The organism is Marinifaba aquimaris (genome assembly GCF_013328345.1).
GTDB classification, from domain to species: Bacteria; Pseudomonadota; Gammaproteobacteria; order Enterobacterales; family Alteromonadaceae; genus Marinifaba; species Marinifaba aquimaris.
In genome coordinates, this window is the sequence record NZ_JABULX010000013.1 from 17,904 (window position 1) to 32,644 (window position 14,741).

Annotated in this window: 1 protein-coding gene (only partly in view); it reads left to right on the top strand. The window is 40.8% G+C overall.

The annotated features are described in order from the left end of the window. Nucleotides 1–14,741 carry the 5' portion of a non-ribosomal peptide synthase/polyketide synthase gene (locus HR060_RS09890; protein ID WP_174200135.1) on the top strand. It continues 6,538 nt past the right edge of the window, so only the first 14,741 of its 21,279 coding nucleotides appear in the window; the start codon lies at nt 1–3; its stop codon lies off the right edge, out of view.

Below are 14,741 nucleotides of genomic sequence, written 5' to 3' on the forward strand. Positions count from 1 at the left end.
ATGAAGAATGGTTACGCAGTAAATAGTCGCAGTGAAGAGCAGCAATTGGGAGAGCACTTTAAGCTACATCCCGCCCAAGAAAATATTCATCTCGAACAGTTACTGAATCCAAATAACCCATTATTTAATTTAGCTTGGTGTCAACGTGTCGAAAGCCATATTGATCCAGCGTTATTTCAGCAAGCTTGGCACTTATTGTTCCAGCATCTAGACGTACTGCGCACCCAATTCACTGCATCTGATGCCGCATTACCACTGCAATCATTTGATAGACAAGCTCTACCTGAACCTGCGTTACAATTTTTAGATTTTTCAGCAAAAAATAACCCTGAGCAAAGTATTCATCAATGGATGAAAGAGGACCTTCACCAAGTTAGGGACTATTTATCGGAATGTGTTTTCCAGATCACCTTATTTAAACAAAGTGACAGCGTTAGCATTATTTATTTTCGCTTTCATCACATTATTAACGACGGTGTTGGCATTTATGAACTATCAGAACTGTTTCATAAACTCTATGATTGCCTCGCTAATCAAAAATCAACAAGTTGGTTAGCAGACTTACCACAGTACCGAGAAGAGATCGATCTGGCACAGCGCTACATGCATTCACCTCGGTTCACCAAAGACCAAGCCTACTGGCAACAATTTGTTGAACAACATACCTTTTCGCGCTTACCTGTTCGCTATGAATCTAAGATTTCTGATATTCATAGCTTTGATTTATCAGCCCAGCTCGATAGCGAGTTAACCGCATTTTGTCAGCAGTACAGTCTCAGTCCACTTGCGGTCATTATCAGTATCGTTAGCCTGTATTTTAGCCGCACCACAGATCAAAATCAGTTTGCTGTCGGCACAGTAGTGCATGGGCGTAGGAGAAAAGGGAAAGTACCCGCTTTAGGTATGTGCTCAAATGGTATTCCAGTGTCATGTGAGCGATTAGAAGCGATGAGTTTTCTTGAGCACGCTCAATTAATCGCTAAATCGATCAGACAGGCTTGGCGTCATAGTCAATTTCCTGCTAGCCATATCGCGCGTTTGAGTAACGAAGAGCAAAATAATTTATGTGACATTCAGGTTTTATATGATGCATTTTCATCTTCGTTAAATGCCACCAATGTTAAATCTGTTCACCTTAATAACAATGCCGATATTCAACCTCTGCAAATTCGATTGCTCAATTATGAAGTTGATCCAGGGTTTAAGCTGAGAATTACTTACTCAACTCAATATTTTAATAAACAAGATATTACTCAACTCAGTGAACGACTCGTTTATTTATTACAAAGTGCTCTGGCTAAACCTGAGTTAGCTATTGAATCATTGCCTCTCATGCTAGAAAGAGAAGCCGATCTTTTATTAACTTCCCAAACCCGGTTAGCTAAAGTTTCTAACCAAAGTACAACGGTACATCAATGTTTTGCTGAACAAGCGCAAAACACACCAGATGCGATAGCGCTTACTTATCAAGATGAGTCTTTGACGTATCAAGCGTTAGATGAAAAAGCCAATAAGCTTGCTCAGGTGATTCGGGATACCTTTGAGCAAGGTCCAAAAGCCGATTCACTTATCGCGCTTTATTTAGATCGCAGTATAGATATGGTCGTCAGCATGTTGGCGATAATGAAAGCAGGCGCTGCTTATGTGCCTATTGACCCTAGCTTTCCAAGTGAACGTGTCGCATTTATCTTAAATGATACTAAGACTGAAATGGTATTAACTCAGCGTCACTTATTAACTGAACTGGAAGCTATCGCTGAAGATATACCAAGAAATATTCACCTCAATGCTCTTGATACGTTGGATTTATCTAATATTCAGTACCGTGATTTTGATGATAGTGATAACGCGGCAAGCGATCTGGCTTATGTCATTTACACCTCGGGCACAACGGGACAGCCCAAAGGGGTAATGGTAGAGCATCGAAATCTGTGCCATTTAGTTGATGCGCAATCTAAAGCGTTTAATGCCAATCAGTGTCAAAGTGCTTTGGCTTTTGCTTCTTATGTTTTTGATGCCAGCGTGTCAGAAATCTTTGTTAGTTTATTGCAAGGCCACCAGCTTTATATCTGTGATGAAGCGCAGCGCCAAGACCCTTATTTATTGGGACAACTCATCGTATCAGAACAAATCGAACTGGCCACGATACCACCTATCTTTTTAGCTCAAATGCAGCTGAACGACTTATCTTCGCTAAAAACTTTAGTCAGTGCGGGTGAATCGCCATCATTAGGGTTACTCGAAAAGTTAAGTCAGGTTTGCAGTGTAATTAATGCGTATGGACCAACAGAGATAACCGTATGTGCCAGTGCGCATTCGTTTAAACCGGGTGACATTGCAAACAACATAGGTTTGGCATTAGATAATGTCGATCTTTATATCTTAAATGCACAAGGTCAATTACAACCACCAGGCGAAGTCGGAGAGCTTTATATTGGTGGTGCCGGTGTTGCTAGGGGGTATTTAAATCGCGATGATTTAACTTCGCGCAATTTTATTGCTAACCCTTTTTCAGCTGATTCAAAAACGGGTGCTCGCCTATACCGCACTGGCGACTTAGTTCGTTGGTTGATGGATGAAACAGGGGTACTAATCGGCTTGGAATACTTAGGGCGTAATGACCAGCAAGTTAAGATAAGAGGTCATCGCATCGAGCTAAGTGAGATTGTTCATGCGCTTGATAAGTATCAGGGAATTGAGCAATCAGCTGTTATTGATCTGGATGAAAAGGGCAATAAATCGCTTGCTGCTTATTATGTTGCACAAGCTAATATCGAGATTGATATTAATCAGCTAAATCAATATTTAACGACCTTTTTACCTGATTATATGTTGCCCGCAAGCTTCACCCAAGTTGCGGTTATTCCCCGTACTTTAAATGGTAAGTTAGACAGAGCCGCTTTACCTAAAGTAAACAAAAAAATTACGACTAGCTATCAAGCACCACAATCATCGACAGAAAAACAACTGTGCTCTATTTGGCAGTCCTTGCTCGCAATAGAACCAATCAGCGTTAATGATAACTTCTTCCGAATTGGTGGTGACTCAATTATTGCTATCCAATTAACCTCAAAGTTGCGAAAAGAGGGGCTTGATGTTCGGGTAAAAGATATTTTTGATAACCCAACTGTTTCACAGCTGAGCCGATTTGTAGCTGATGCGTCTGAGAAAGTGAGTATCGATGCAGAGCAAGGTACATTAAAGGGCGACTTTTCTTTATTACCAGTACAGCAATGGTTTTTTGATAAAGCACTTGATAACCCGCATCATTGGAATCAGGCCTTTAGATTAACATTGCCAAGTACTGTTACTGAGCACGCACTAGAGCGTGCACTTAGTGAGTTAGCACTGCAGCACGATATGCTGCGTTGTACCTTTACCCAAACAGCAACGGGTCAGGTTATTCAACGTTACTCGGCTGATAGTCAAGCTAGCATGGGCGAGTTTCTCAAATTTGATGTATCTGGACTCGATAAAAACAGCTTATTTGAACAGTTGTCATCATGGCAAAGCAGCTTTGACATTTTTGATGGTCCCCTTTGGCGAGCTATTCACTTAACAGGAGCTGGTTCAAACCAGCTGTTATTTATATTCCATCACTTAGTGATTGATGCCGTCTCTTGGCGCATTATTAGCGAAGATCTTCAGCGTTTATTAGCAGGTGAGAAGCTAGAACGCAAAACGACGAGCTATCGTCAATGGGTCGATGCTGTTGAGCATTACGCCAAGCGCAATCTAACGGATGTGCAATATTGGCAAGCTGTTTTAGATGATTACAAGCTTAACGCTCCGTTAAATTTGAACAAAACGGGGGCAGAACAAAGTGAATGTTTGACGCTAGATAGCTCAAACACAGCATCGCTTATCAATCAATCAAACAGCGCTTTTAATACTGAAATTAATGACTTGTTGTTAAGTGCTTTGAGTGTGGCTTGTGCGCGCTGTTTTGATACTGAAGTGAATCATATTACTTTGGAAGGACACGGCCGAGAGACCATTGCCGATGAAATTGATGTATCCAATACCTTAGGTTGGTTTACTACGTTGTACCCGGTTAGGCTTAAACACTACACAAATTTAGATGACCTAATTGTCCACACCAAAGAAATGCTCCGAGCTATTCCGAGTAAAGGTTTAACGTATGGCGCATTAAAACAAAGTGGACATTTAGATAAGGCCGTATTACCCAACATTAGTTTCAACTACCTTGGTCAATTGGATGCGGGAAGTCGAGGTGATTGGCAAATTAATGCCCAAGATTGCGGCCCGTTATACGCCGAATCGAGCAGTGAGTTATTGTTGAACATCAATGCCTTTATTCAAGATGGCCAGTTACAGCTTCACCTAGACTCGAAATTACCTGCTGCAACAACAGAGCACTTTATTTCAGCTTATCAAACCGCAATTAATGAGATTATCGAACATACGCTTAAAGTGGCGCAACAAGGTGGCATTTCTACACCAAGTGATTATAAGCTTGATGGCTTATCAGTAGAGGTCTTGCGAAAGTTACAGCAGCAATATCAAATCGAGGCGATTTATCCAGCCACTAGTTTACAGCAAGGTTTTATTTTCCATCACCTAAGTCAACCGAATGATGATGCGTATAGTGTGCAGCTGTTGATGGACTACCATCAAGCACTCGACTTATCGCTTTATCAACAAGCTTGGGAGTTAGCATCTTTGCGTTTCCCAAGTTTGCGTATTGCTTTTGATTGGCAAAGTGACGGCTCTGCACTGCAAATTATAACCGCTGGCGCTAGCATCAAAGATCAACATTTTAGTTTCATTGATATTAGCGATAAACAAGAGTGTGAAAGAGCACGTTTAATTGCTGAAATTGAGCAAAAAGACAGAGCGTTAGGTTTTGATTTAAGTCAACCTGGTTTGTTGCGCATTACTGTTATTAAACAATCTGAGTACTTATTTACCGTTCTAAAAACGGAGCATCACAGTATTGGTGATGGTTGGAGTAGTTCCATTTTAATGCAGGCAGTGCATGATAATTACAACCAACTCAAAAAACAGCAAACGCCTGAACTACTCATTGATAATGCTTATCTTCTGAGCCAAGAGTATAACCAAGAACAAAGTGGCATCAGTGATGCTTTTTGGCAAGAAAATAGTCAGAGTTGGTCGACGGTTAACGATTTAAACGCCTTGTTTACCAATCGCATCGACCTTAATCAAACTAAGGTTTTACATAACCCTGCAGAGCAAGAGTTGTGTTTAGCCGGAGAGCAATATCAACAACTAAAAACGAAATGTCGCCAATTAGGTGTGACAGTCAATGTGGCCTTACAATTTGCCTGGCATAAATTAATACAGGTCTACACTCAAGATACACAAACTATCGTCGGGACAACGGTATCTGGTCGAGATATTCCTGTATTAGATGTAGAGACCAGTGTCGGTTTGTATATCAATACGCTACCACTTGCACTTGAGTGGGACGATAATCAAACGGTTGAGGCCTTACTTAAAACGATTCATCAGAAAATTGCTGACATCAATAGCCACAGTGCGAGTGAGCTTGGTCGCTTACAGCAAAATGGCGAGCGCTTGTTCCACAGCTTATTTGTTTTTGAAAACTATCCACTTGCAAAAGAAAACTCAACTGGGATTGAAACCGATTACCAACTAAAAGCGGCAAGAGAGAAGCTCGACTACCCAATAGCAGTCGTTGCTTTTGAAAAGTCTGATGCCTTAGTCATTAAACTAAAATACGACTTAGATTGGTTGGATGCCTCACATAGCTCGGTGTTATTAAACCAGCTCAATCGCATTTTATCTGTTGTCGTTGAACAATCTGACATTGAGCATCAGCTGATAAGTTTATCGCAGCTTGAACAATATCAAACGTTGGTAAAAGCTGCCGTTAAACCTTGCGAGCAGCAAGATGTAATCAAGCGGTTCGAACACTTTGCAATAGCGCAACCTAACAGCGTAGCGCTGACTTATGAAAATGAAGATATTACTTATCAGGCGTTAAATCAAAAAGCCAACCAGCTAGCAAGAGCCATTAAAAAAGCACAAGGGCAAACTAGTGGTGAGCAATTAGTGGGTTTATATCTAGATTCAAGTCCTGAGCTCATCATCAGTATACTTGCTGTGCTAAAGGCGGGCGCGGCTTATGTGCCTATTTCACCGAGCCAACCGCAAGCTCGTACCCAGTTTATACTTGAAGATACCCAGGCCTGCCTAGTTATCAGCCAAACTAAATACCTTTCTTTACTGAATGACTGTACAAGTAATTTAGTGACACAACCTCAAATAATCGAACTTGAACAGTTTAAATTAAGCACTGATGTCAGTACTGATAATTTAGATGTGCCTATTTCGAGTTCAAACCTTGCTTATATTATTTATACATCGGGGACAACTGGTCGCCCTAAAGGCGTCATGATTGAACGCCGTGCATTGAGTGATCATATTAATGCGATGACTCCACTGTATGGTATTGATGGCGCTGAACGATTATTACTCTTTTCTAATATCGTGTTTGATTGGGCACAAGAGCAAATATTTATAGCATTACTCAACGGTGTGCAATTATCTGTCTTGAAAGATAATCGCTTAACTTGTGAAGCCTTTATCGACCTTATTATTGAGCGAAAACTGACGGGTATTAATATTCCGCCAGTATTTGCTAAGGCAGTATTACCGACTTTATTTGCTGATGCCCAATTACTTGAACGCACTGAATTAAAGCGCATTATTATTGGCGGTGAAGCTTTCCCTAAAACGGTTTTACACCATTGGCAAGCTTCACAAGCGCACCAAAAAATTAAATTATTCAATGCATATGGCCCAACTGAAGCCACGGTAACGAGCCATATTTATCAATTCGATGTTGAAAAAACGCTGCAGACAAATACGCTTGGCTCGCATATTGGAGATGGCTTTAGTTTAGTCTTAGATAAAAACCAAAATATTCAACCAGTTGGTGCAGTAGGGGAACTCTATATCACAGGGTCTCGACTGGCTCGTGGCTACTTAAATAAGCCTGATTTAACCGAACAATTTTTTATTGCTAACCCATTTGAGTCAGGTTCTTCTGTTTATCCCAAAATGTATAAAACAGGGGACTTGGTTCGTCAGTTGCCAAAAGGAAATAAGACTGGCGGTTGCTTTGAATACATTGGACGTATTGATAATCAAGTTAAGATCCGCGGCTATCGTATTGAGCTTGCAGAAATAGAAAGTGTAATTGCTGAGTTAACGTCAGTGAAGCAAGTGGCCGTTATCGATTACACCAAAAATGATAATAAGTATTTGGTTGCCTACTTGGTGCCAGAATTGAGTACTCAACTTGATTTAGCCGCTTGTCAGTCATTACTAGCTGAACGCTTACCAGACTATATGTTGCCGTCTTATTTTGTTGAGTTAGCCCATATTCCGGTCAATAACAGTGGTAAATTAGACCGTTCAAAATTACCTGAACCTGAGTTGTCCCAAAATTCGCAATATGTTGCGCCAACAGGTCAATTAGAGAGCGCGTTATGTGATATTTGGCAGCATTTATTGGGGATAGAAAAAGTCGGTGTCGTTGATAACTTTTTTGCCCTAGGTGGTAACTCCATGGCTGCTTTGAAGTTGATCTCTAAAGTACGTCAAGCATTGTCGATAGATATTGGTTTAAACCTCATTTTTGAATACAAAACGATTAGGGGGATTGCGAACCATATCGATACTGAGCAAGTGATTAATATTCCGCGCTCGGAAAGTAGCCAATACCCGCTGTCTTTTGCTCAGCAAAGGCTGCGTTTTATCGAAGCGTTCGAACAAGGCTCAAGTGCTTATCACATTCCATATTTAGTCAGATTAGATGACGATGTGCAATTGGACGTTTTACGCGATGCAATTAACTATATCGCCGATCGTCATCCAATACTTAAAACCATTTACTCAGATACCCATCAGCAAGTGTTAGATGACCAGGTTAACTTCAAAGCGTGCCAATTTACGGATCAAACATCATTACTGGTTTTATTAAAATCCGAAATAGAACAGGTTTTTGATTTAGGATCTGAACTGCCATTTCGCGTTGTTCACTATCAGGGCATAAATGAGCGCTATTTACTATTGCTTTGGCATCACATTGCTTTTGACGGTTGGTCGATGAACATTTTTGTCGATGAGTTAGCCTGTATTTACCCTGCGATATGTAAACAGCAACCAATCGATTTACCTAAGTTGCCAATCAGCTATGGCGATTACGCAAGTTGGCAGCATGACTATATTCAGGGAGAGGTATTAAATACCCAGATAGAATATTGGCAAAAAACCTTGCTCGATTTTGAGAGCTTGGCACTACCGACTGATAAACCTCGCTTAAAAGAGATGGACTACCAAGGCGCCGATCTTCACTTTGAATTGCCAGAGGTGTTATCAGAACAGCTTCGCGAATTAGCAAAAGAGCAGCAAACAACCTTGTATACGGTTTTACTCAGTGCTTTTTATATTATGATTGGCAGGTTATCTGGTCAGAGTGATTTAATTATAGGGACCCCATCTGACAATCGTGAATTTGCCCAAACCCAGTCTATCATAGGCTTTTTTGTTAACTCATTGGCATTAAGAGCTCAATTTGATGGGGCGGTTTCAGTTGTCGATTTTATTGCTCAAGTACACGATGTTGTCAGACAAGCAAAAGCGCATCAACAGTTGCCATTTGAAAAGCTTCTCGATGTATTAAGCATTGATCGCGATCCATCAAGACACCCTGTTTTTCAAGTTTTGTTCAGCTTACAAGCATCCGCTTCAGTTGATGACGCTGCACTGCCGTTTAAGTCAACCTCATTACTTGAGGATGTGTATAGCCCAGCTAAATTTGATCTGAGTTTGATTCTAGATGACAGTAACGCGACGATAAAAGCTGCATTTAACTATGCGATTAGCTTGTTTGACGAAACTAGTATTGCTCGAATGGCGACTATGTATCAGCTGATCGTACAGAGTTTTGTCGAAGATGCTCGTCAGCCGATAGGTACAATTTCACTGCTATGTGAACAAGACCGTCAGTTACTTCTGCAGATAAACAAACAAGCTTTACCGTATCCCGATAGTAAAAGTTTGGTGCAATTGTTTTCCGAACAAGCGCTCGCAACACCTGATAACACGGCGTTAATTTTGAACGGTAACAAGTTAAGTTATGCCGAACTTGAGCAAAGATCTAACCAATTAGCGCATTACATTGGCCATGTATACCAACAGCAAAAAGCGCAGCCTCTTACGAAAGGAAGTTTGATTGCTACCTACCTAGATCGCAGTTTTGAGCTCGTTATTAGTATGTTAGCAATATTGAAATCAGGTGCGGCCTATGTACCTATATCATCTGATTACCCTGCAGAGCGTTGCCAGTTTATGCTCGAAGATACAGCTGCATCTATGGTGCTCACCGAAGCTGCATTTAACCAACGATTAACTTTGTGGTTAGAGCAAAGCAGTAGTGAAAGTATCTTAATTGATGTTGATCATGTACAGGTTTCGATGCAAGAAAAAACGCCACTAGCGATCCCTGTTACGTCTACTGATCTTGCTTATGTTATGTATACCTCGGGAACAACGGGTAAACCTAAAGGGGTCAAAGTCCCTCATCGCGCGGTTGTTTCGCTTGTTTGCAACAATAATTTCGCTGAGCTTGATGCAAGCGATGTGTTTTTACAATTATCTAACCCTAATTTTGATGCGGCTACTTTTGAAATTTGGGCGCCGCTTTGCCATGGTGCTAGTTTAGTTCTGCCACAAATAGAGGGTACGGTTAGTGTGGCGCAATTGGCGCATTACCTTGAGCATGAAAAGGTCAGTGTGCTTTGGTTGACGCGTGCTTTATTTGATCACTTATACAACCAAGATCATGATTTATTTGCCTCTTTACAATACTTATTAGTGGGTGGCGAAGCGCTAACGGCTAATTTAATTGACCAGCTCATTAAACAGCCAAATCGACCGCATAAGATACTCAATGGCTATGGACCTACAGAAAGTACTACTTTCACTACAATTTATGATTGCGATCAATTTAATTTAGATATATCAGCCAACAACTCGGTACCAATTGGCCAAGCGATCAATACTCGCCAGCTCTATGTTTTATCTCCTGAGCAACAGTTATTACCAATTGGCGCTAAAGGTGAGTTGTATATATCTGGTGCTGGTTTAGCCACAGGTTACCTCAACCGAGAAACACTGACAGCTGAGCGATTTATTGAGAATGTTTTTGCTAGTGAAGACGATCTCGAAAAAGGTTACACGCGTTTGTATAAAACTGGCGATTTGGTCCGTTGGTTAACCGATGAAGAGGGTAAGCCCAACGTTCTTGAGTACTTAGGGCGAAATGATTGCCAAGTGAAAATTCGCGGTTATCGAATCGAACTAGGCGAAGCTGAAGTAGCGCTATGTCAGTTAGACGGAGTAGAACAAGCTATTGCGCTGGATTATCAAAGAGCAGGCAATAACACACTTGTTGCTTATATTTGTGCTCAAGCCGGTGTTAATTTAGATCTAAACAACTTACGCATGGCGCTATCTGAGTCTTTACCCGATTACATGGTACCGGCGAGTTTCACGTTAATTGATGCAATACCGCTGACATTAAATGGCAAATTAGATCGAGCCAAGTTGCCTGAGCCGGTATTTACTAACAGCGATGATTATGTTGCACCAAGAAATGAATTAGAAACCTTACTGTGTCAGGTATGGCAAGAAGTGTTGGGTATAGAAAAAGTGGGTATTCAAGATAACTTTTTCCGTATCGGTGGCGATTCAATTATCAGTATTCAACTGACTTCATCACTTAGAAAGCACGACTTAAATGTCCAGGTTAAGGATATCTTTAATGCATCCACTGTTGAGAAGTTAGCGGTGTTACTCGCTAAACCTACTGACAGTGTTTCGATTGAAGCAGAGCAAGGTGAGTTAACTGGCGAATTTAGCTTATTGCCAATTCAGCAATGGTTTTTCGATAAATCATTGTCAAATCAACAGCACTGGAATCAGGCGTTCATGTTACAGATTCCGGCTGATATTAAAGTAGATGATATCCATAGTGCTATTGCGTCTTTAACTGAGCAGCACGATATATTGCGCTGTGTATTCAATGGCAGCGATAGACAAGAATATCTACCGACAGATTCTCAATTGAACGCACCGCTAGTCGAAGTGGATGTGTCGTCATTAGATAGTGAACAGTTTCAGCAAAAATTAACCCAGTTACAAAGTCACTTTGATATTGAGCGTGGCCCATTATGGCAAATTGCCCATTTAACTGGCTTTGATGATGGTAGCTGCCGATTGTTTTTTGCATTTCATCACTTAATTATTGATGCTGTTTCTTGGCGTATTATTGCTGATGACATGCAAAGTTTATTGACGGGTCAGTCGTTGCCAGAAAAAACCAGCAGCTATCGTCAATGGGTCGATGCGATTAATTCATATGCTAAAAAATACGATAATGAATTAGATTATTGGGAAAGTGTAATAAGCGAAGCTGATTGCAATGTGGTTGCTGAACCTGCAAAGAGCGCTATTACTCTTGACGTAAAACTCGATAGTGAGAAAACAGACCAGTTATTACAACAATCAAATAATACCTACAACACGGAAATTAATGACTTGTTGTTAAGTGCTCTTTGTCTCGCAGCAGAGCGCACATTTAAACAAGATAGTTACCTTGTAAAACTCGAAGGCCATGGTCGAGAAGCGATTGACGAGCGCTTAGATGTATCGAGAACCGTGGGTTGGTTTACTTCACTTTTCCCTGTGAAGCTAACGACTCAGAGCGCGTTATCCGACTTAATTATTCACACCAAAGAAATGCTAAGAGCCATTCCAAATAAAGGGATAGGTTTTGGCGCAATGCAAAATAAAGCGCTTAATTGCGCTGTTGAATCATTGCAAATTAGCTTCAATTACCTTGGGCAGTTAGATGCAAATCAAACGGCTGATTGGCAAATCAATGCGGGGAATTGTGGTCAGCAAATTATCGATAGTACCAGTGATGATGTTTTACTGAATATTAACGGTGCGGTGCAGCTTGGTTGTTTATCTTTCCGTTTAGATTGCCGATTTGATCGTGAACTAAGTCAGCATTTTGCAACCCATTTTGAGCAAGCATTAATTGATGTTATTCAACATACCTGTGATGTTTCTGTTGATGGTGGGCAAGCAACTCCAAGTGATTATCAGGTTGAAAACTTATCGATACCTTTATTAAAGCAGTTGCAACAAACGTATCAAATAGAAGCGATTTATCCTGCTACGAGTTTGCAACAAGGTTTTATTTATCATCATTTAAGTCAGCCTAATGATGATGCATATCGCGTCCAGCTATTAATTGATTATCATCAAGACCTTGATATCCAAGCCTATAAAAAAGCTTGGAGTATGGCATCAATGCGCTTCCCAATTTTGCGTACTGCTTTTAACTGGCAGCAAGATGTTATTCAAATTATCAGCTCACAAAATAGCATTGGTGAAAGCCAGTTCAATTATCTTGATATCAGTGATTTTAGTGAACACGAGCGCGAACAGAAGATTGCTGAGATCCAAGAAAAAGACAGGCTCATTCCATTCGATTTGAGTCAACCTGGGTTAATTCGATTTACCATTATTAAACAAGCTGAGTCGTATTACACGTTACTAAAAACAGAGCACCACAGTATTACTGATGGCTGGAGCACACCTGTTTTAATGCAGGCTGTCCATGATAACTACAATGAGCTGGTAAATGGCCGACTTCCTCAGTTCCAAGAGGATAAGGCTTACACTGCGACACAAGCTTACCTATTTGAACAAAAAGAGACGGCACAAACTTATTGGCAACAAGCCCAACTTGGTTTTGAGCAAGCGAATGATATTAACGGTTTGCTCAGTCAAACCATTGATTTAACGCAAGTTAGAGCGGTTGAGCAACCTGCGGCTGAACAACTTCGTATCGAAGGAGATGACTACGCCAAGCTTAAATCAATGTGTTTATCTGAAGGGGTAACCATAAACGTGGCGTTGCAATTTGCTTGGCACAAGTTGTTGCAAACATATTGTCGCGATTCACAAACGATTGTGGGTACAACAGTATCGGGTCGAGATATTCCTGTTGAAGGCATCGATACGAGTGTTGGTCTTTACATTAATACTTTGCCGCTTTGGGTTAACTGGCAAGATGAAGCAAATGTGTTAACTGTTCTACAGCAAATCCAGAAAAATATTGCTGATATTAATACATATTCAGGCATGTCTCTGGGGCAAATCCAGCAAAATGGTGAGCGACTTTTCCACTCGCTATTTGTTTTTGAAAACTATCCGCTAGACAAATCGGTCAAGACTCAGGGTATTGAAAAAGATGTGGTGCTCAGAGCGGCTATCGAAAAAACAGACTACCCATTGTCACTTATCGCTTATGAGGAATCCGAAGCTCTAGTTGTTAACTTAAAATACAGTGAACAGTGGTTAACTCTTGCTCAATCAAAACGATTACTGAATCAGCTTAACGTGATCATTGAGCAAATTAGTCAATCTGTTGAACAGCCTCATACTCAGTTATCACTGCTTAGTAATACCGAGGTGATGGCAATGCTAGATGAGCAAAGTCAACCGGATAGGGTATTTGCGCAACATCAAAGTCTTGCTCAGTTATTCGAGCAACAAGTTGATTTAACGCCTAATAACGTGGCTTTAGTCTATCAAGGTAAACAATTAACGTATGCTGAACTTAATGGAAAAGCTAACCAACTTGCTCGGTATATCAAGCAGCTTTACCAAGAGCAAACGCACTCTGATATCAGCCCTGATACGTTAATTGGTTTGTATTTCGATACTGGCCTAGAAATGATTATCAGTATGTTGGCTGTGTTGAAAACAGGGGCGGCCTATGTGCCTATATCGCCTCAATATCCTGAGCAACGCACCCAGGTTATTTTGCAAGATACCGCGATGCGTATCATAGTTACCGAGCAAAAATACTTATCTATCTTAGATACCTGTATCGATACGTTAGCATTAAAACCAGGACTTATCGCCGCTGATAATATGGCGCCTTGCTCTGTTGAGAAAAACCTACCGCTTAATATAAAAAGCACTGATTTGGCTTATGTCATTTTTACCTCGGGCACAACAGGAAAGCCTAAAGGGGTTTGTATAGAAAATGCTTCAGTATTAAATACCTTACATGCCATGAGTACGGTTTATGACTTCAATGAAGAGCAAAGTAAAGCAACGCTGTTTAGTAGTTATACCTTTGATGTATCCGTCTCTGAAATATTCAACTGTATTGGTTTTGGTGGTGAGCTACACATTCTCCCTCAGCACATTCGTACCAGTTCAGATCTATTAGTAGATTATGTCAAAGACAATGAAATTAACTTTGTCTTTGTGCCTCCTTCTGTTTTATCCGTGCTACCTCAGGTACCAATGCCAAGTGTTAAAAAGCTTATTTTTGCCGGAGATAAGTGCGAACAAAACCGCTGTGTCTATTGGGCTGAACATTATGATTTATATAATTTTTATGGTCCAACTGAAGCATCTATTTATGCGTCGGGTAAAAAGGCACAAGTTCACAACTTAAATGAAATAGGCCAGTCTCTGACAAATGGCCGTTTATATGTGCTCGATCCGTGGTTAAACATTTTACCGCCAGGTGTTGCTGGTGAGCTTTACATAGGTGGCGCAGGCCTAGCCCGAGGCTACTTCAACAGGCCAGATTTAACCGATGATAAATTTATTGCGAACCCGTTTATTACAGA